The 21087-nt window shown below is 41.8% G+C and carries 17 protein-coding genes and 1 pseudogene; all 18 read left to right on the top strand.

The features are described from left to right. The first annotated feature begins 53 nt into the window (after window positions 1-53). Window positions 54-392 (top strand): zinc ribbon domain-containing protein YjdM, encoded by a 339-nt coding sequence (locus HMPREF2780_RS01280; RefSeq protein ID WP_045502884.1) that lies wholly within the window; start codon window positions 54-56, stop codon window positions 390-392. Window positions 393-399: 7 nt separating this feature from the next. After that, the gene (locus tag HMPREF2780_RS01275) at window positions 400-1032 is read left to right on the top strand and encodes a Pr6Pr family membrane protein (protein WP_048779561.1); all 633 of its coding nucleotides are present in this window, start codon (window positions 400-402) and stop codon (window positions 1030-1032) included. Between the two features lie 260 nt (window positions 1033-1292). Further along, window positions 1293-1457: pseudogene (locus HMPREF2780_RS01270) on the top strand (bifunctional pyr operon transcriptional regulator/uracil phosphoribosyltransferase PyrR); the annotation flags it as partial. Between the two features lie 166 nt (window positions 1458-1623). Further along, window positions 1624-2700: a carbamoyl phosphate synthase small subunit gene (locus HMPREF2780_RS01265; RefSeq protein ID WP_048779566.1), complete on the top strand. Its 1077-nt coding sequence runs from the start codon at window positions 1624-1626 to the stop codon at window positions 2698-2700. A gap of 23 nt (window positions 2701-2723) precedes the next feature. After that, the gene (gene carB / locus HMPREF2780_RS01260; protein ID WP_105025974.1) at window positions 2724-5903 is read left to right on the top strand and encodes a carbamoyl-phosphate synthase large subunit; all 3180 of its coding nucleotides are present in this window, start codon (window positions 2724-2726) and stop codon (window positions 5901-5903) included. A gap of 410 nt (window positions 5904-6313) precedes the next feature. Then, entirely contained in the window at window positions 6314-6532 is a 219-nt protein-coding gene (locus HMPREF2780_RS11700) for a hypothetical protein (RefSeq protein WP_223359926.1), read from the top strand. Between the two features lie 257 nt (window positions 6533-6789). Further along, a complete protein-coding gene (gene pyrR / locus HMPREF2780_RS01250; protein ID WP_046165616.1) occupies window positions 6790-7311 on the top strand; it encodes a bifunctional pyr operon transcriptional regulator/uracil phosphoribosyltransferase PyrR in 522 nt (173 codons plus the stop codon). An 8-nt stretch (window positions 7312-7319) separates the two neighbouring features. Next, the gene (locus HMPREF2780_RS01245; RefSeq protein WP_045502904.1) at window positions 7320-8603 is read left to right on the top strand and encodes a uracil-xanthine permease family protein; all 1284 of its coding nucleotides are present in this window, start codon (window positions 7320-7322) and stop codon (window positions 8601-8603) included. Between the two features lie 106 nt (window positions 8604-8709). Then, on the top strand, window positions 8710-9630 hold the full coding sequence (locus HMPREF2780_RS01240; RefSeq protein WP_008808699.1) for an aspartate carbamoyltransferase catalytic subunit: 921 nt from the start codon (window positions 8710-8712) through the stop codon (window positions 9628-9630). 213 nt (window positions 9631-9843) lie between these two features. After that, entirely contained in the window at window positions 9844-12099 is a 2256-nt protein-coding gene (locus HMPREF2780_RS01235) for a CAP domain-containing protein (RefSeq protein ID WP_061595738.1), read from the top strand. A gap of 138 nt (window positions 12100-12237) precedes the next feature. Beyond that, window positions 12238-12981 (top strand): DeoR/GlpR family DNA-binding transcription regulator, encoded by a 744-nt coding sequence (locus tag HMPREF2780_RS01230; RefSeq protein WP_048775420.1) that lies wholly within the window; start codon window positions 12238-12240, stop codon window positions 12979-12981. Continuing rightward, on the top strand, window positions 12978-13889 hold the full coding sequence (gene pfkB, locus HMPREF2780_RS01225) for a 1-phosphofructokinase (RefSeq protein WP_061595739.1): 912 nt from the start codon (window positions 12978-12980) through the stop codon (window positions 13887-13889). Before HMPREF2780_RS01230 ends, pfkB begins: the two co-directional genes overlap by 4 nt. Next, window positions 13886-15847 (top strand): PTS fructose transporter subunit IIABC, encoded by a 1962-nt coding sequence (locus tag HMPREF2780_RS01220; protein ID WP_061595740.1) that lies wholly within the window; start codon window positions 13886-13888, stop codon window positions 15845-15847. The genes pfkB and HMPREF2780_RS01220 overlap by 4 nt, the downstream gene beginning before the upstream one ends. 151 nt (window positions 15848-15998) lie before the next feature. Continuing rightward, a complete protein-coding gene (locus HMPREF2780_RS01215) occupies window positions 15999-16373 on the top strand; it encodes a DUF1149 family protein (RefSeq protein WP_045634843.1) in 375 nt (124 codons plus the stop codon). Continuing rightward, on the top strand, window positions 16374-17225 hold the full coding sequence (locus HMPREF2780_RS01210) for a DegV family protein (RefSeq protein WP_105025973.1): 852 nt from the start codon (window positions 16374-16376) through the stop codon (window positions 17223-17225). It abuts the gene before it with no gap. Window positions 17226-17255: 30 nt separating this feature from the next. After that, complete coding sequence (gene dapB / locus HMPREF2780_RS01205) at window positions 17256-18023, top strand: 4-hydroxy-tetrahydrodipicolinate reductase (protein ID WP_045634841.1); 768 nt, start codon at window positions 17256-17258, stop codon at window positions 18021-18023. Next, window positions 18020-19219, top strand: a complete 1200-nt coding sequence (locus HMPREF2780_RS01200; protein WP_105025972.1) for a CCA tRNA nucleotidyltransferase — start codon at window positions 18020-18022, stop codon at window positions 19217-19219. The genes dapB and HMPREF2780_RS01200 overlap by 4 nt, the downstream gene beginning before the upstream one ends. Next, window positions 19216-21081, top strand: coding sequence for an ABC-F family ATP-binding cassette domain-containing protein (locus HMPREF2780_RS01195; protein ID WP_061595742.1), 1866 nt, complete (start codon window positions 19216-19218; stop codon window positions 21079-21081). The genes HMPREF2780_RS01200 and HMPREF2780_RS01195 overlap by 4 nt, the downstream gene beginning before the upstream one ends. The last annotated feature ends 6 nt before the right edge of the window (window positions 21082-21087 follow it).

Raw genomic sequence — 21087 nt, 5'->3', positions numbered from 1 at the left:
AAGTCGCAGAATAGAGTATAATAAATCAGTATATTTTTAAAAGGGAGAAAATAATGAACACTTTACCAAATTGTCCAAAATGTAACTCAGAATATGTCTATGAAGATGGTGCACTTTTAATTTGCCCAGAATGTGCTTATGAATGGAACCCAGCTGACGTTCAAGAGGTAGAAGAAGGAGTGGTAGCTATTGATGCCAATGGCAATAAGTTGGCTGATGGTGACACTGTTACCCTAATCAAGGACTTGAAAGTCAAAGGTGCACCTAAAGATCTCAAACAAGGTACACGTGTGAAAAATATCCGCATTGTAGAAGGTGACCACAATATCGACTGTAAGATTGACGGCTTCGGTGCGATGAAGCTCAAGTCAGAGTTTGTAAAGAAAATCTGAGGTAAGTATGAATCGTAGATTGATTTTTGCATATCGTATCATACTCTTTTTTCTAAGCTTCCTCGGAGTATATCTCGAAATATCTAAATATGGTTGGGGTATGCTCATGTATTATACAGTCCTGTCAAATCTTTTAGTTTTGCTTTTTACTGGCTACCTTATCTATCTCATGACAAGAACAGATGATAAATGGCAGTCAGCAGGAGTGCTTAGAGTCAAGGGTGGTGTAACCATGTCTATCATGATTACTTGCGTGGTTTACCATCTTTTACTGGCCCCAATTGCGACAGACTTTTATCGTTTAGAGAATTTCCTTTGTCATTATATAGTTCCCCTTGCTTTTCTTTTGGATACTTTAGTTTTTGACAAAGCCCGTCAATACCGTTGGTTTGATCCTATTTCTTGGACAAGCGTCCCTTTGATTTACATGATTTTTTCACTGATTAACGGTTTTGTTCTCAAGATTGATATTCCAAGATCCAAGGACAATCCGTTTCCTTACTTTTTTCTAAATGTCTTTAAACACAAATGGCCCTATGTCATCAAGATGTGCTTAATCATCTTTGTAGCCTATCTGGTCTTTGGATTTATCTTTTACGGTGTAAAATCGTTCTCTTTTTCAAAGAAGAAAGCTTCTTAAAAAGAGACAAATGATAAATTAAACACAATTTTGTGATTACCTATGCATAAAAATACATTTTTCTCTTGAATTAGTTTTTAATTTGTGATAGAGTATTAACAATTAAATAATCCTTTAATTCTATCCAGAGAGATAGACAAGGAGCAAGTAAAATGATAGGTGGAGTGTAAGCAAGTGCGTCTTGTTTTAGCTTGCCTGATTAGATTTTTCTGAGGTCTCCTTGTATGAGGAGGCTTTTTCTGTTGTTTGAGGAGGAATGAATGAAAACAAAAGAAGTAGTTGATGACATCACCATGAATCGTGCGATTACGCAGATTATCTATGAAATCATTGAGCGCAGCAAGGACCTAAACCAAGTTGTTTTGGTTGGCATTAAGACCCGGAGGGTTCACTTGGCTTATCGCATTCAGAAGCGACTGGCTCAGTGTCTTTGTCAGAATGGCTATTATTGAAGCAGTTCTGAAAGGACGACAATAATCTCGGACAGTGAGCCGGGAGTGGGTGAAGCTATGCGAAGCAATCCTACTCCCTATTATTATATTTCTTATGTGGATGGTCATAGGTGGTCTGCATCTTAGACAGGAGGGAACAATGGTAAAGAGACTTTTAATATTAGAAAATGGCATGATTTTCGAAGGGGAAGCTTTTGGAGCAGATCTTCTCGTAACAGGCGAAATCGTCTTTAACACGGGCATGACAGGCTATCAAGAATCAATTACGGATCAGTCTTATAACGGACAGATTTTGACCTTTACTTATCCCTTAGTTGGAAATTATGGTGTCAATCGGGACGACTATGAATCTATTCTGCCGACCTGTAAGGGAGTTGTGGTCTATGAGTATGCACGACGTGCCAGCAATTGGCGCCAGCAATTGTCTTTGGATGAGTTCCTCAAAATCAAGAAGATACCAGGAATCTCAGGGATTGATACAAGAGCACTAACTAAGATTATACGCCAACATGGAACCATGCGGGCAATCATTGCCAACGCGAATGGTAGTATTGAGCGTTTACAAGACCAGCTTCAGTCTATAGTTCTGCCAACTGATAACATTAAGCAGGTTTCTACCAAGCAGTCTTATCCTGCTCCGGGAACTGGTCGAAACGTGGTATTGGTGGACTTTGGTCTCAAGCATTCTATCCTGCGGGAGTTAGCCAAACGCAACTGTAGCGTGACAGTGGTACCTTATAATACCAGCGCTGAGGAAATTCTCCAGCTTAATCCTGATGGGGTTATGTTGTCAAATGGACCGGGAAATCCGGAAGATGTGCCGGAGGCTCTGGACATGATTCGAGGTATTCAGGGCAAGATTCCAATTTTTGGAATCTGTATGGGACATCAGCTCTTCTCCATGGCTAACGGTGCAAAGACGCATAAGATGAAGTTCGGTCACCGTGGTTTCAACCATGCGGTACGTGAGATTGCAACAGGCCGAGTTGATTTTACCAGTCAAAATCATGGCTATGCCGTCAGCCGTGAGGATTTGCCAGAATGCCTGATTGTGACCCATGAAGAAATCAATGATAAGTCTGTCGAAGGTGTGCGCCATCGGGATTATCCTGCCTTTTCTGTACAGTTCCACCCAGATGCTGCGCCGGGACCGCATGACGCAGATTATCTCTTTGATGAATTTATGGAAATGATGGATGCCCATCAGGCATACTAGGAAGCAAGATTGAGAGGTACACTATGGCAAAACGTAAAGATATTCAGAAAATTATGGTCATCGGTTCTGGTCCTATCGTTATCGGACAGGCCGCGGAGTTTGACTATGCTGGGACTCAGGCTTGCCTGTCCTTAAAAGAAGAGGGCTACAGTGTTGTTTTGGTCAATTCTAACCCAGCGACCATCATGACGGACAAGGAAATTGCAGACAGGGTTTATATCGAGCCTATCACGCTGGAGTTTGTTGCGCGGATATTGCGTAAGGAGCGGCCAGATGCTCTTCTGCCTACTTTGGGCGGCCAGACCGGACTCAATATGGCCATGGAACTATCCAAGTCAGGACTTTTAGAAGAGCTGGGAGTGGAACTCTTGGGAACTAAGTTATCAGCTATTGGCCAAGCGGAAGACCGGGATCTCTTCAAGCAGCTGATGGAAGAGCTTGGCCAGCCCATCCCTGAGTCAGAAATTGTCAATACAGTGGATCAAGCGCTGGAATTTGCGGCTGAAATCGGCTATCCAGTCATTGTCCGTCCGGCATTTACACTGGGAGGAACTGGCGGTGGTATCTGTAGTAATGAAGAAGAGCTGCAGGAAATCGCAGAAAACGGCCTCAAACTCTCTCCAGTGACTCAGTGCCTGATTGAGCGCTCCATAGCAGGCTTTAAGGAAATCGAATACGAAGTCATGCGGGATGGCGCAGACAATGCGCTGGTCGTATGTAATATGGAAAACTTTGACCCCGTCGGCATTCACACAGGCGATTCTATCGTCTTTGCGCCAAGTCAGACTATCTCAGACTATGAATACCAGATGTTGCGGGACGCCAGCCTCAAGATTATTCGAGCGCTGAAGATTGAGGGCGGCTGTAATGTGCAGCTGGCTCTGGACCCGCATAGTTTCAAATACTATGTTATCGAGGTCAATCCACGGGTTTCCCGCTCATCAGCCCTTGCCTCTAAGGCGACCGGCTATCCGATTGCCAAGCTGGCGGCTAAAATCGCAGTCGGGCTCACATTGGATGAAATCATCAATCCGGTGACAGGCTCTACCTATGCTATGTTTGAGCCGGCTCTGGACTATGTAGTCGCTAAGATTCCGCGCTTTCCATTTGATAAATTTGAGCAGGGTGAGCGCCGTCTGGGAACCCAGATGAAGGCGACCGGGGAAGTCATGGCTATCGGCCGCAATATTGAGGAGAGTCTGCTCAAGGCTTGCCGTTCTCTGGAAGTTGGTGTGGACCACAACGAGCTGCCTGCTCTCAGTCAAGTAAGCGATGATGAGTTGATGAGGAAGATAGTCAAGGCGCAAGATGACCGACTTTTCTATATTTCAGAGGCTATTCGTCGTGGTTACAGTCCGGATGAAATTGCGGAGCTGACCAAGATTGATGTCTTTTTCCTGGATAAGCTGCTCCATATTTACGAAATTGAGCAGGAGCTGGCCAGTCATATCGGAGATAGCTATGTGCTTAAGAAGGCTAAGCAAAATGGCTTTGCGGATACTAAGATTGCATCCTTGTGGGGGATGACAGCTGAGCAGGTGCGTCGCATCCGGCAGGAGCAGAAGATTTTGCCGGTTTACAAGATGGTGGATACCTGTGCTGCTGAGTTCGGGTCTGCGACGCCTTATTTCTACTCTACCTATGGCTTTGAAAATGAATCTGTCAAATCCAGCAAGGAATCAGTTCTGGTGCTGGGCTCTGGTCCTATCCGAATCGGGCAGGGAGTCGAGTTTGACTATGCGACCGTTCATTCTGTAAAGGCTATTCAGGCGGCTGGTTACGAAGCGATTATCATGAACAGCAATCCAGAGACTGTTTCGACTGACTTTTCTGTTTCTGACAAGCTCTATTTTGAGCCGCTGACCTTTGAAGATGTCATGAATGTCATTGAGCTGGAACAGCCTAAAGGGGTTATCGTTCAGTTTGGCGGTCAGACAGCCATTAATCTTGCAGAGCCTCTGTCCAAGGCTGGTGTTAAGATTTTAGGTACCCAAGTGGCGGACTTGGATCGAGCTGAGGATCGGGATCTCTTTGAGCAAGCTCTGAAGGAGTTGGATATTCCGCAGCCACCAGGTCAGACAGCCACTAATGAAGAGGAGGCAGTAGAGGCTGCTCGTAAGATTGGCTTCCCCGTTCTGGTGCGTCCTTCATATGTCTTGGGTGGCCGTGCCATGGAAATCGTAGAAAACGAAGCTGATTTGCGTTCTTATATGCGGACAGCGGTTAAGGCCAGTCCAGATCATCCGGTTTTGGTTGATTCTTACATTGTCGGGGATGAGTGCGAAGTAGATGCCATTTCTGATGGCCGGCTGGTCTTGATTCCAGGGATTATGGAGCATATCGAGCGGGCAGGAGTTCACTCAGGAGATTCCATGGCGGCTTATCCGCCACAAACCCTATCGCAGAAAGTTAAGGATACCATTGCAGACTATACCAAGCGTTTGGCTCTGGGACTGAACTGTATCGGTATGATGAATATTCAGTTCGTCATCAAGGATGAGCAGGTCTATGTCATTGAGGTCAACCCACGGGCCAGCCGGACTGTTCCTTTCTTGTCCAAGGTGACCGATATTCCAATGGCGCAAGTGGCGACTCGTTTGATTCTTGGGGAAAGCTTGGCAGAGCTGGGCTATGAAGATGGTCTTTATCCAGAAAGTTCAATGGTTCATATCAAGGCGCCAGTCTTCTCCTTTACCAAGCTGGCGAAGGTTGACAGTCTTTTGGGACCTGAAATGAAGTCTACCGGCGAAGTCATGGGTAGTGACCGCACGCTCGAAAAAGCACTCTATAAGGCTTTTGAGGCTTCCTATCTCCATCTGCCAAACTTTGGAAATATCGTCTTTACTATTGCAGGCGATAGCAAGGAAGAAGCCTTGCAGCTGGCTCAGCGTTTTGCCAATATTGGCTATGGTATTTGGGCAACCAAGGGAACAGCCTCTTATTTTGAAAATCACGGCCTGCACGTCCGTCTGGTAGAAAAAATCGGCAGTGATGATAACAAGGACATTCCAGCCTATATCCGAAAGGGCAAGATTCAGGCTATTATCAACACGGTCGGAACCAAGCGGACAGCAGATAAGCATGGTCAAATTATCCGTAGCTCAGCTATCGAGCACGGAGTTCCACTCTTCACAGCCTTGGACACAGCTGATGCCATGCTGAAGGTGCTTGAAAGCCGCAGTTTCACTACAGAGGCGATATAGAGCTAGAATTTTGTGTTCTAGATTGTCGTTTGACTGTCTGAAAGTCTGAAAAGTAATCTCATACGGTTAAGCTTGAGAAATGCAACTGTCCAAGCTTATTCTGTCCTTAAATAGCCATAATAAATGACCATTCAAATATATAAAATTAAAATCAAAGAAGAAGTGGGAAAGTATCCTGCTTCCTTTTTTGCTTTATTTTGATTTCTAGTCACTCTCAGCCTTCCTTGAAGAATTTAAACTTAGGTGAAAATGAGCTGAAAAACTGGATGGAATTAATCAATTTACTTCTTTAGATAATTTGGATATGAACAAGAATAAAATCATAACTTAAGCACTTCAGGAACCAAATAAGACTGTGACTTTTATCAATGTCAGCGACAATTATATCCCCAAAGCAGAGCTTGAATCAAATGAAAATAAAAATTCCAAAAGCAATCGCGCAGCATTTTCCTGATGTTCAGGGGGATAACATTGACAATAACAAGGAAGCTAAAGAAAAAAAGCTGATGGACTTAAAAAAGAAGAACCTTCTAAAGCCACGTCAAGATCTGAAGCAAAAGATGAAAAGTCTTTGCCAATCATTGATGAAAAGGAGTCTCTTAGAGCTAATAAAAAATAGACAGACATAAAAAACGAGAAAAATAAGGAGTTCTTGAATAAACAATCTATTTTTTGCTTAAAATTTGAATTTAATTCTTGAAATTGTTTGGAAATTGTGATAAAGTATTAACAATTAAATAATCCTTTAATTCTATCCAGAGAGGTAGACAAGGAGCAAGTAGAAATTGGGTTGAGCATATACAGGTGCGTCTTGTTTGCACACCCAGCAAATTATTCTGTAGTCTCCTTGAAAAAGGAGACTTTTTTGTTGGTTTAGGGGGTATTCATGAAAACAAAAGAAGTTGTTGATGATATTACAATGAACCGTGCGATCACACGGATTACTTATGAAATCATCGAACGCAACAAAGAATTGAACCAAGTAGTCTTGGCGGGAATTAAAACTCGTGGAGTTCACTTGGCTCATCGTATCCAAAAACGATTAGCACAATTGGAACAAATTGATATTCCAGTAGCTGAAATTGATACAAAACCTTTTAGAGATGATAAAAAGAGTCAGGAAGAAGATACGACTTTGATTCCTGTAGATATTACTGACCGTCAAGTGATTCTGATTGACGATGTTCTCTACACAGGTCGTACCATTCGGGCGGCCATTGACAATCTCGTAAGCCACGGTAGACCTTCGCGCGTTAGCCTAGCAGTCTTGGTTGACCGAGGCCATCGGGAATTACCAATTAGAACTGACTATATTGGAAAAAATATTCCAACTAGTAGAACAGAAGAAATCATTGTAGAAATGACCGAAACTGATGGTCAGGATCGTATTTTGATAAAGGGGGAATAATAATCTATATGAATCAAGATGTAAAATATGATGTCCACGATATGCCAAAGCCAGGTTTACTTTTAGGCTTATCCTTCCAGCATCTGTTTGCCATGTTTGGCGCGACTGTTCTAGTCCCAATCTTAGTAGGGATTGATCCAGCAGTTGCCTTATTCTCAAGTGGCCTAGGAACCCTAGCACACCTCACAGTTACCAAGTATAAGATACCAGCCTATATGGGATCCAGTTTTGCTTATATAGCAGCCATGCAATTATTGATGAAAACAGATGGTATTGGAGCGGTAGCACAAGGAGCTATCACAGGCGGTTTGGTCTACTTTATCGTAGCCATGATTGTGAAGTTTGCTGGAAACGCCTGGATTGATAAAATCCTACCTCCTGTAGTTGTAGGACCAATTATCATGGTCATTGGTCTGAGTTTGGCCGGCACAGCAGTTAGTGATGTTATGAATAAAACAGGAGCTAATGGTGAAAAGGTTTATGATTTGACTTATTTCACTATTGGAATGGTGACCTTGTTAGCAGTTATTCTCTTTAACATCTATGGTAAAAAGATTATCGGTATCATTCCTGTCTTACTAGGTTTGATAGTTGGCTACTTCTTTAGTTTAATTCTTGGTGCAATAACTGGACAGGAGATTGTCTCATTTGCAAAGGTTGGTGAAGCATCTTGGTTCCACCTTCCACCAATGAGCCTTCCTTTCTTAGATTATGATGTAAAATTTTACCCTAGTGCGATTTTAACCATGGCACCTATCGCCTTTGTAACTATGACAGAACACTTTGGCCACGTTATGGTACTGAATAGCTTGACAGGAAAAGATTTCTTTAAAGATCCAGGCTTAGATAAAACCTTGACTGGTGATGGTCTGGCTCAGATTATTGCAGGACTTTTTGGAGCACCTCCAGTGACTAGCTACGGAGAGAACATTGGAGTTATGGCTCTCAATAAAATTTACAGTGTCTATGTGATAGCAGGTGCAGCGGTCCTTGCCATTGTCATGAGTTTTGTTGGAAAAGTTTCGGCTTTGCTTCAATCCATCCCAAGTCCAGTTCTAGGTGGAATATCCATTGCTCTCTTCGGTGTAATTGCCTCAAGTGGACTTAAAATTCTCATAGAAGCACAGACAAATTTTGATAACAAAAAGAATCTACTGATTGCCAGTGTCATATTGGTTTCTGGTATCGGTGGTCTGACCTTGCAACTGTCGGGTCTGCAAATCTCAGGAGTTGCCTTGTCAACTATCTTGGGAATTGTCCTCTATCTTGTCCTGCCTGAACCTAAGAATTAGGTCAGACATCTGATTTTTTAAACTGTTCAACATTAATTTATTTCAATTTATCTCTAAGGCAAAATTGAAATAGAGCTCTAATCATTATCACAAAGGAGATCTTATCATGTCATCTAATCAAATCGCTCTTAAAAACCTTGTCTCAATGGAAACTTTGTCAAACGAAGAAGTTATGGCCTTGATCAAACGAGGAATTGAATTTAAAAATGGAGCAAAAGCCAACTATGACGAACAGCATATCGTGGCCAATCTTTTCTTCGAGCCTTCTACAAGAACCCACAAGGCCTTTGAAGTAGCAGAATTGAAATTGGGTTGCGACCTACTGGATTTCGATGTAAAAACTAGTTCAGTCAACAAAGGTGAAACCCTATATGATACAATTTTAACTATGTCCGCACTCGGAGTTGACATCTGTGTCATTCGCCACCCAGAAGTAGACTATTACAAAGAGTTAGTGGAAAGCCCCACCATTACGACTTCCATCGTCAACGGTGGTGATGGTTCAGGTCAGCACCCAAGTCAAAGTCTCCTAGACTTGATGACCATTTATCAAGAATTTGGACACTTCGAAGGACTCAAAGTTGCAATTGCTGGTGACCTTGACCACTCACGAGTGGCTAAATCCAATATGCAGATTCTTAAAAGATTGGGAGCAGAGCTTTATTTTGCAGGACCAGAAGAATGGAGAAGTGAAGAATTCTCTCACTATGGTGAATTTGTAACAATCGATGAAGTTATTGACAAAGTAGATGTCATGATGTTCTTGCGTGTTCAACACGAGCGTCATGATTATGAGTCTATCTTTTCTAAAGAAAACTACCACAGACTGCATGGGCTGACTCAAGAGCGTTACGACCGTATGAAAGACACAGCTATTCTGATGCATCCAGCTCCAGTTAACCGAGATGTAGAAATTGCTGACCATTTAGTTGAAGCACCAAAATCACGTATTGTTGAACAGATGACGAATGGAGTCTTTGTCAGAATGGCAATTATAGAAGCTGTTCTCAAAGGTCGCCAAAAATGATAAGAAATATCCCAAAAATCAGGCATCTAGTCTGATTTTTTGATTATTTTATAAAAAAACTTACATTTGCAAATAGTCATCAAATTGTAATCAAAAAGCTATGAAAACGAAACGAATTTTATCTTTGTTTTTCACAAAGACATGATAGAATGAGTCAAGCGAAGTGGTATGAATAAATATCAATATAAAAATTAGGAGGATTTGGAGAGAGAAATGGAAAAGAAATTAGGAAAATCAGTTGTTGCAACAGGGATTGCAGCAACCACTTTGATTTCAGGAGTTGTGGGAAATCATGTAAATGCTGATGAGTTAACAAAACCTTCTCAACGATCAGAACAAAATGATCTTGAAGTGACAGAAATTCAGAAAGATCTGGCAAAAGCACAAGTAGATGCTCAGAAAGATGTTGTTGAAAAAGCTAAAGATGAACTTGAGAAAGCTCAAGAAGCAAATCAAAACACTCAAGCTCAGCTCAATCAAGCGAAAGAAGTCAACAAAGAAGCTAGTCCAGAAGCTGTCGCAGAAGCTAAAGCAGAAGTAAGTAAAGCTGAAGCTGAAGTGAATGCAAATCAAGCTTCATTAAACAACTCGCAAAGTCAAGAACTTCCTTCAGAACAAGCAGTTCAACAACAGGAAAATGTCGTTGTCGGACAACGGACTTTGGTAGACGTTGCCGAGAGAGAATATAACGAAGCGAAAGCCCCTATCATTAGAGAAGAACAAGAACTAGCTCAAGCTAAGGCAGAAGAAGAACAAGCTACTCAAGAACTCGCAGCTAAACAAGCTAATCTTGCAGCTGTTCAGCAAAACATTGCAAATTCACCAAGTAATACAGCTAATCTTGAGCAGGCTATCCAAACAAACCAAAATGAAATCAACCAGATTCAGACTGCAATTAATCAAAAAGAAGCTGAATTGGCAAATACCCCACAAACTGAAACAACAACACAAGCTGCTAATACCTATCAAGAGCTCCTTCAAAACTTGCAAAGCCAAGGAGCAACTCAAGAAATTAGAGATGCTGCAGCTAACGCACTCGCTTTATACAAACGGTCCCAAGCTGAAGATGGGTTAACAGTTGGCAGCGACTCTACCAGCTCAGCGACTCTTGAAAATAATTTAAAAGCTGTAGAAGTTATTCGAGCGATAAATAACTACCGAGCACAGGCAGGATTACCTCCATTATATGTTGATCCATATGCAAATGTTGCCAGTCAAATTCAATCAGCCTTTTTCGAGCAAAACGGTCGCCACATGTTTAAGTATATAAAAAATGAAAATGTGGCTATCAGCTTTACACCTAAGGCATCAGTTGATTTTTGGTACAGTGAAAAAGCATTGTATCAAGAGATCGCTGCGCGCTATAATTTACCAACCGACGAATCTCAGCTGGATGCCAATGATATTTATATGAAAATTGGTGCTGCTGAATTCGCAAGAGTTGGTCATTACTTGCAAATGTTGGATAATAAGGCAACTGCAATTTCTGCATCTTATAACACTGTTCCTAATCAGTACAGTTCAACAAATGGAACTGCAACAGTTGGTTTCCATCAAGTAGGAAACTTGAACCAACGCTTGCAAAACGGGACCTTGATGAGCCTAGCTGATTACGAAAACTTACTAGCTAGTGCACGCCAAACACGGACGAATACAAACGAAAAATATGCTGCTTTAAGAAATGAAATTGCTGCCTTAAAAGTTGAAAAAACAAATCGCGAAGTAAGAGCTGGTATTTTAAACAGTCAACTAAATGATCTCCAGTCACAATCAAATGACCAAGCGCAAGTTTTAGCAAATGCTCAATATCAACTACTGAACGCTCAAGATCGTGTAGCAGCTGCTGCAAGAAACACTGCAGACAAACAGTTAGCTCTTGAAAATGCAACTAGAAGATATGAAGCGGAGTTAGAACCTAAGAGATTGGCTTTAGATTTAGCAAGAGAGAAATTAGCTGCAGAAAGCTCAAAACTTGAATCTTTAAGAGCTGCTTTGCACTCAACTAAAGCTAATACAATTGAAGCAAGAAAGCAATTAATTGATTCTCAAATTCGCTTGAAACAAGTTCAAGAAAGAGCTAAACAATTATCACAAGCTCCTCAACAGCTTTCTAAGGCTCGTAAGGCAGTTGCATCAGCCAAAGCTGATCTTGCCGCAAAAGAAACAAAATACAAAGCTGAAGAGAGTCTTTTGGAGCTCTATCAAGAAGTTCATGCTAGATTAGAAGCAAAACACAATCAATTAAGAGCTAAGAATGCCACAAAAGAAACTGCTAAAGATCAGCCTGTTGATGCCAAAAATGTTTATCAGGGTGAAGCAATACATCAAACACAAGATAAGTCTTCTAAAACAAAACAAAACGTATCTGCTACAGGAGTAAAGACAGAGCAAATTGGAATTATTGCGGCAGTAGCTGGATTCTTTGGACTTGCTGGTGTTGCTCTTAAACGATTTAAAAGAAAATCCTAAAAAATAACAAAGAGGTTTGAGATCTAATTTCATCCTCTTTTTTTATATTCTTTTGTGATAGAAAATGATAGAATTTGCTTGACATTGAAAAATATTGGTGTATAATGATAAATGTAAGCTGTTTCAGGAGGGAGAAGTATGCTAAAGTCTGAACGAAAACAAGTGATTTTAGAACAGTTAAAAGATCATCGAACAGTTTCCTTAGATCGTTTAGTTCATATTCTAAAAACTTCAGAATCCACCGTTCGGCGCGATTTAGATGAATTAGAAAGCGAACAGAAACTACGACGGATTCATGGCGGTGCAGAAAACATTCATTTTTTACAAGAAGAAGAAAGCAATCAAGAAAAATCTATCAAAAACATTCAATTTAAGCAGAAAATTGCAGAAAAAGCTGCCAGTCTTATTCAGGATCATGATGTTGTCTTTATCGATGCTGGTACTACAAATGAGTTATTAATACAAGCAATTCATAACCACAAAGTAACGATCGTAACCAATTCTATTCATCATGCATCAAAACTTGTTGAGCGAAATATCCCTACAGTTATTGTCGGTGGAACAGTAAAAAGATCTACAGATGCCAGTATAGGAGGGATAGCTCTTAATCAAATTGGTCAACTGAATTTTGATAAAGCTTTTATTGGAATGAATGGAATTGATGATAGTTTCTATACAACACCAGATATGGAAGAAGGAGCTGTTAAGCGAGCCATTATGGAAAACGCAAAACAAACTTATGTCTTATCAGACTCGTCAAAACTGGATCAAGTATCCTTTGTCAAAGTGGCTCCTCTTGCTAAAGCAAAAATAATTACTAATAAAATTTCGTCCATCTTGCTGGAAAAAATTAAGGAAAAAACGGAGGTGATTGAAGTATGATTTATACTGTAACATTAAACCCGTCCATTGACTATATTGTTCGTTTGGATAAGGTCCTGATAGGAAGTGTCAATCGAATGGATAGTGATGACAAGTTTGCTGGTGGAAAAGGTATCAATGTTAGCCGAGTTCTAAAAAGATTAGGTATTGATAACAAAGCAACTGGTTTTATTGGTGGCTTTACTGGTAAATTTATCACGGACACTCTTGAAGAAGAAGGAATCTCCAGTCACTTCGTAGAAGTTGAGGAAGATACTCGCATCAATGTCAAGATAAAGGCAGATGCTGAAACGGAAATTAATGGACCCGGCCCTGATATCTCTAGCCTGAAGCTGGAGGAATTAAAGAATATTCTTGCTTCTCTAACTGCTGATGATACAGTAGTTTTTGCTGGAAGTAGTCCTAAAAATTTAGGAAATACTATCTACAAAGACCTGATTGGATTAACCAGGAAAACAGGAGCGCAAGTAGTCTGTGACTTCGAAGGACAAACACTACTTGATTCCTTGGAGTTTGAGCCACTTTTGGTCAAACCTAATAATCACGAACTAGGCGATATTTTTGGAGTGAAACTAGAAAGTTTAGATGAAATCGAGAAATATGCTCGTCAAATTTTAGACAAAGGAGCACAGCATGTGATCATTTCTATGGCTGGTGATGGTGCCTTGTTGGTGACTAAAGAAGGTGCATACTTTGCAAAACCTATCAAGGGGAGTGTCAAAAATTCTGTCGGAGCTGGCGACTCTATGGTCGCTGGATTTACAGGCGAATTTGTCAAATCAAAAGACGCAGTAGAAGCCTTTAAATGGGGGGTAGCTTGCGGAACAGCAACTACCTTCTCGGATGACTTGGCAACAGCAGAATTTATTAAAGAAACATATGAAAAAGTTGAGGTAGAAAAACGATGAAAATTCAAGACCTATTAAGAAAAGACGTTATGTTGCTAGATTTGCAAGCAACTGAAAAAACAGCTGTCATTGAAGAGATGATTAAAAGCCTGGTTGATCACGGTTATGTAACTGACTTTGAGGCTTTTAAAGAAGGGATTTTGGCGCGTGAAGCCTTGACTTCTACAGGTCTTGGTGACGGAATTGCTATGCCTCATAGCAAGAACTCTGCTGTTAAAGAAGCAACTGTTCTCTTTGCTAAGTCAAACAAGGGTGTTGACTACGAAAGCTTGGATGGACAACCAACTGATCTATTCTTCATGATTGCTGCTCCAGAAGGTGCTAATGATACTCACTTGGCAGCCTTGGCAGAATTGTCTCAATACCTGATGAAAGATGGCTTTGCGGATAAACTTCGTCAAGTAACTTCGCCTGATCAGGTGATTGAGCTCTTTGACCAAGCTTCAGAAAAAGCAGAAGAAGTTGCTGTGGTTGAACCTGCAAATAAAGGTGGAGACTTCCTTGTAGCTGTAACAGCATGTACTACAGGGATTGCGCATACCTACATGGCTCAAGAGGCCTTGCAAAAAGTTGCTGCTGAAATGGGTGTTGGTATCAAGGTTGAAACCAATGGTGCCAGCGGTGTTGGAAATAAGTTGACAGCTGAGGATATTAAAAATGCTAAGGCTGTTATTATTGCTGCTGACAAGGCAGTAGAGATGGATCGTTTTGATGGCAAACCATTAATTAATCGTCCAGTCGCGGATGGTATCCGTAAGACAGAAGAACTGATCAATTTGGCTCTTTCAGGAAAGGCTGAGATATACAAGGCTACTAATGCCAGTGGTGTTGCAGAATCTAGCAACGAAAAACTTAGTCTGGGCGGCGCTTTCTATAAGCACCTGATGAGTGGTGTATCTCAAATGCTCCCATTTGTTATCGGTGGCGGGATTATGATTGCTATCGCATTCTTGCTGGATCAGATCTTAGGTGTACCAAAAGATCAGCTTTCTAATCTAGGAAGCTATCATGAGATTGCAGCGCAGTTTAAATCAATTGGTGGAGCAGCCTTTGGCTTCATGTTACCAGTATTGGCTGGTTACATTGCTTACTCAATCGCTGAAAAACCAGGTCTGGTTTCTGGTTTCGTAGCCGGTGCAATTGCTAGCAGTGGCGCATCCTTTGGTGGCGTTGCTTACGCTGCAGGTGGTGAAAAGACGCTTTCTTTGGTAGGCGTATCGTCTGGTTTCCTTGGAGCTCTGGTCGGTGGTTTCTTAGCTGGTGGGGTGATTTTAGTCCTTCGCAAATTACTTGCAGGTCTACCTCGCTCACTTGAAGGTATCCGTTCAATTTTGCTCTTGCCACTTCTTGGGGTATTAGTTACTGGATTCCTTATGTTGGCTGTAAATATTCCAATGTCTGCAATCAATACAGCCCTCAACGATTTCCTTGCTAGTTTGAGCGGAAGTTCAGCTGTCCTTCTTGGCCTCTTGGTCGGTGGTATGATGGCGGTCGATATGGGTGGACCAGTTAATAAGGCTGCTTACGTATTTGGTACTAGTACACTCGCAAGTACTGTTTCAACTGGTGGATCACCTGTTATGGCTGCGGTTATGGCAGCTGGTATGGTCCCACCTCTAGCAGTATTTGTGGCTACTCTCTTCTTTAAAAATAAATTCACTGAGGAAGAACGCAATTCTGGAATTACTAACATTGTCATGGGACTTTCTTTCATCACAGAAGGTGCGATTCCATTTGGTGCTGCTGACCCAGCCCGCGCTATTCCAAGCTTTATCGTAGGTTCAGCCCTTACAGGTGCTCTTGTAGGTCTTTCTGGAATCAAACTCATGGCCCCTCACGGTGGTATCTTCGTTATTGGATTGACAAACAACCCAATTCTTTACCTAGTATATGTTTTGATTGGTGCAGTAGTCAGTGGTATTATCTTTGGATTCTTACGCAAACCATTGTCAAAATAAGTATAATATTGGACTTCTTCGGAGGTCCTTTTTTGTAGATAATTTTATTTATTATGAAGAAAAGGAGAATGAGCAAGAGAGAAGCAAACTATAGTCAGTGATTGAAAATTATGCTATAATTTACATAACGCAAATTTTTAGGAGAACAACAATGGAACTACAACGCGAAAAAGAATTCGTCAGCCAATATCACTTTGATGCACGTAATTTTGAATGGGAAAAAGAAAACGGAACACCCGAAACAAAAGTCGATGTCAATTTTCAATTATTGAATCATGATCAAGAAAATCAAGTAACTTCTTTGGTTGTTATTTTGAATTACATGATCGTTTTTGAAGCCTTTGTGATTAGTGGAGTGATTTCTCAAGTTAACCATATTCAAGATCGAATCATTGGCGAACCGAGTGAATTTGATCAAGAAGAAGTAGAGCAATTAGCTAAACCTTGCTTAGCAATGCTCAACCGCTTGACTTATGAAGTGACAGAAATCGCCCTGGATTTACCAGGTATTAATTTGGAGTTCTAAATGAAACTAGCTGTTATTACAGATTCCTCAGCCTACTTAAAACTGGAAGTTTTAGAAAAAGAAAACCTATTTATTCTGGATATTCCAGTTTTCATCGACGGAAAAACATACGTGGAAGGGAAAAATCTGACTGCTGAAGAATTCTATCAAAAAATGGCACTCTCTGCTGAATTACCCAAAACAAGCCAGCCTAGTATAGCTGAATTGGAAGATCTGCTTTCTACTTTAGCGGGAAACGGATATACACACGTTTTGGGACTCTTCCTTTCTAGCGGTATTTCTGGTTTTTATCAAAACATTCAGTTTTTGAAAGATGAATTTCCTCAGTTGGAAATTGCTTTTCCAGACTCCAAGATTACCAGTGCTCCATTAGGAATTATGGTTCAATCTGCGCTCAACTGGGCAGAAGCAGGACTTGATTTCAATGAGATCCTCAGAAGAATTAATGTTCAGATTGACGGGACTAGTGCCTTTATCATGGTTGATTATTTGAATCATCTTGTTAAAGGGGGGCGCCTTTCAAATGGCGCTGCGATTCTAGGAAATCTACTGAGTATTAAACCAATTCTGTATTTTAATCATCATGGAGTGATTGAAGTTTTTGAAAAGATTCGGACGGAGAAGAAGGCAACTAAGCGTCTAATTGAACTTGTTGAGGAACGGACTTCGTCAGGAAAATATGAAATTATCGTCATTCATGCTAATGCAGTTGACAAGGCTGAAACCTTACGTCAATCTCTACTAGAAAGTAACATTAGTGCAGAGATCTCTCTAGCAACTTTTGGTAGTGTTATTGGAACACATCTTGGAGAAGGAAGTATCGCATTAGGCTACATTCCTCTGTTTGACTAATAATCAAATCTATCAAAAAAGGAGATGCAGATGGGAATTAAAATAATCATTGCAGGCTTCAAAGGTAAAATGGGCCAAGCAGCCTATAAAATGGTAACAGAAGATCCAGAACTAGAATTAGTTGGACTGCTGGATCCTTTTACGGATGAAAAAGAAGTAGCAGGTGTTCCTGTCTTCAATGCCAAGGAAGAATTGGCTGGACTGGAAGCCCATGTCTGGGTTGATTTTACAACCCCTAAAGTAGCTTATGACAATACTCGCTTCGCTTTGGAACAGGGGTTTTGTCCAGTAGTTGGAACGACAGGTTTTACTCCAGAGCAATTGGAAGAGTTGATCACGCTGTCTAGGGAAAAGCAGTTGGGTGGATTGATTGCTCCAAACTTTGCCTTGGGGGCTGTTTTGCTGATGCAATTTGCAGCTCAGGCTGCCAAGTATTTCCCAAATGTAGAAATTATCGAGCTACATCACGACCAGAAAAAGGATGCACCGAGCGGTACTGCTATTAAGACAGCCGAGCTCATCAGCCAAGTCAGACCGAGCAAGCAGCAGGGAGCTGCTGATGAGGAAGAGTCTATAGCCGGCGCCCGCGGAGCTGATTTCGATGGCATGCGTATTCATTCGGTCCGCTTGCCAGGTCTGGTTGCCCATCAGGAAGTAATCTTTGGCAGCCAGGGAGAGGGATTAACCCTACGGCATGATTCCTATGACCGCGCCTCCTTTATGACAGGAGTTAATCTCGCCATTAAAGAAGTTATTAAACGCTCAGAATTAGTCTATGGATTGGAACATTTACTATGAGATTAGAAACTCTGCCTTCTGAATTTCAGGAGGCTTTGCCAGTATTAGAGAAGATAAAAGCTGCTGGTTTTGAAGCTTATTTTGTTGGCGGCTCAGTTCGCGATGCCCTTTTGCAGCGACCTATTCACGATGTGGATATTGCCAGCTCCAGCTATCCTGAGGAAACTAAGCGTATCTTTGACCGTACGGTTGATGTGGGGATTGAGCATGGAACCGTCTTGGTTCTGGAAAATAACCGTGAATACGAAGTGACGACTTTCCGGACCGAGGATGTCTATGTGGACTACCGCAGGCCTAGTAAGGTTTCTTTTGTGCGCTCTTTGGAAGAAGATCTCAAACGACGCGATTTCACCATCAACGCCCTTGCTTTGGACGAAAACGGTCAAGTTATTGATCTTTTCCAAGGCTTGGATGACTTGGAAAATCATATTTTGCGCGCTGTTGGGACGGCTGCAGAGCGCTTTAATGAAGATGCTCTGCGCATCATGCGGGGCTTTCGCTTTCAGGCTGCCTTGGATTTTGACTTGGAGCAAGATACTTTATCAGCTATGACGGACTGTTCTCCCCTGCTGGAAAAGATTTCAGTTGAACGCATTTTTATTGAGTTTGACAAACTCTTACTGGCTCCGTTTTGGCGCAAGGGCTTAGAGTCACTCTTGACAAGCGGTGCCATTGAATTTTTGCCAGATTTGAAGGGAAGCGGAGCTAAATTAGAGCAGCTCTTTGAATTGGATTCAGACTTTTGCTTTTCAGCATCTGAACAGGCTTGGGCAGCTCTTTTGTTAGCATTGAAAACACAGGATGTTCAACGATTTTTGAGAATTTGGAAAACCTCTCGTGAATTTGCCAAAAGAGTAGCAGATATTGTTGAAATTGTGACGATTCGCTCAGAACGGGACTTGACCAAGCGTGACTGCTATGATTACGATATAGACTTATTGCTACAAGCAGAAGAACTTCGTCAGGCGCAAGGTTTGACAGTGGACTTCTCTGCGATTCATAATCTTGATGCCAGTCTGACTATTCACAGCAAGCAGGAAATGGTAGTCAATGGTGGCATGCTGATGCGGGAGTTCGGCTTTGAGCCAGGACCAAAACTTGGTCAAATTTTAAAAGAGTTGGAATACGCTATTGTAGACGGCCACTTACCTAATGACTTAGAGGCCATTTATGCCTATATCAAGGAGAAAAAATGAGCGATTTTATCGTTGACAAGCTAACCAAATCAGTAGGAGATAAGACTGTTTTTCGGGATATTTCCTTTATCATTCACGACCTAGACCGGATTGGTCTGATTGGTGTCAATGGAACAGGAAAGACAACGCTACTAGATGTCTTGTCAGGCAAGTCAGGTTTTGACGGCGATGTCAGCCCTTTTTCTGCTAAGACGGGCTATAAGATTGCTTACCTGACTCAGGAGCCTGATTTTGATGAGGAGCAGACGGTGCTTGATACTGTTTTGTCCAGTGATTTACGGGAAATGCAGTTGATTCGAGAGTATGAGCTGCTTTTGACGACCTATGATGAAAGTCAGCAGTCTAGGCTAGAAGCGGTTATGGCAGAGATGGACTCACTACATGCTTGGGAAATCGAAAGCCAGGTTAAGACAGTCCTGTCCAAGCTTGGTCTAACAAATCTGTCTCTCAAGGTTGGTCAGTTATCAGGAGGCCTTCGTCGACGAGTGCAGCTGGCCCAGGTTCTCTTAGGCGATGCAGATTTGCTCTTACTGGATGAGCCGACTAACCACCTAGACATTGATACCATTGAATGGCTGACGCACTTCTTGAAAAATTCAAAGAAAACCGTCCTTTTCATCACCCACGACCGCTATTTCTTGGATAATATTTCGACACGAATTTTTGAGTTAGATGGCGGTCGCTTGATTGAATACCAGGGAAATTATCAAGACTATGTTCGTCTCAAGGCAGAGCAGGATGAACGGGATGCGGCCTTACTTCACAAAAAGCAGCAACTATACAAGCAGGAGCTTTCTTGGATGCGGCGGCAGCCTCAGGCTCGGGCAACCAAGCAACAGGCTCGTATCAATCGTTTCCATGACCTCAAGAAAGATTTGACCGGTCAGACGACTGATAGCAACCTGGAAATGAACTTTGAAACCAGCCGTATTGGTAAGAAAGTTATCGAGTTTCAAAATGTAGATTTTGCTTATGATCAGAAGCCTATTCTCTCTCAGTTCAGTCTTTTGATTCAGAACAAGGACCGCATTGGGATTGTAGGAGATAACGGTGTCGGCAAGTCAACCTTGCTCAATCTGATTGCTGGAAAACTTCAGCCTCAGGCTGGTCAGCTCATTATCGGAGATACAGTCCGAGTGGCCTATTTCTCTCAGCAGATTGAGGGATTGGATGAGTCTAAGCGGGTCATCAACTACCTGCAAGAAGTGGCTGAAGAGGTCAAGATAAGCAGTGGAACGACTTCCATTGCAGAACTCTTGGAGCAGTTTCTTTTTCCTCGTTCTACTCATGGAACTTTGATCAACAAGCTATCTGGTGGAGAGAAAAAACGCCTTTATCTGCTCAAGCTTCTCTTGGAAAAGCCCAATGTCTTGCTTCTAGACGAGCCAACTAATGATTTGGATATTGCAACTCTGACGGTGTTAGAAAACTTTCTGCAAGGCTTTTCCGGGCCAGTTATTACGGTCAGCCATGACCGATATTTTCTAGACAAGGTAGCCAGCAAAATTTTGGCTTTTGAAGCTGGGGGTATCAAAGAGTTTTTTGGCAATTACACGGATTACTTAGACGAAAAAGCCTTTTTGGCAGAAAGCTCTGCTATTTTCCAAAAGACTGAAAAGGAAAAATCGACCAAAGTGCGTGAGGTGAAAAAGCGCATGACCTACTTTGAAAAGCAGGAGTGGGAGACTATCGAGGCAGATATCGAGACGCTGGAGGGGCGAATTGCTGAGATTGAAGTGGCCATGCAGGAGAATGGCTCTGACTTTGCTCGCCTGTCTCAACTCCAGCAGGAACTGGATGAGCAGAACGAAAAACTGCTGGAAAAATACGAGCGCTATGAATACCTGAGTGGGTTAGAGTAGAAAAGC

Origin of the sequence: Streptococcus sp. HMSC062B01, assembly GCF_001811085.1 — a bacterium.
Taxonomy (GTDB): domain Bacteria; phylum Bacillota; class Bacilli; order Lactobacillales; family Streptococcaceae; genus Streptococcus; species Streptococcus gordonii.
Note: the sequence above shows the minus strand (reverse complement) of the source record. Positions and strands in the feature narration are given on the sequence as shown.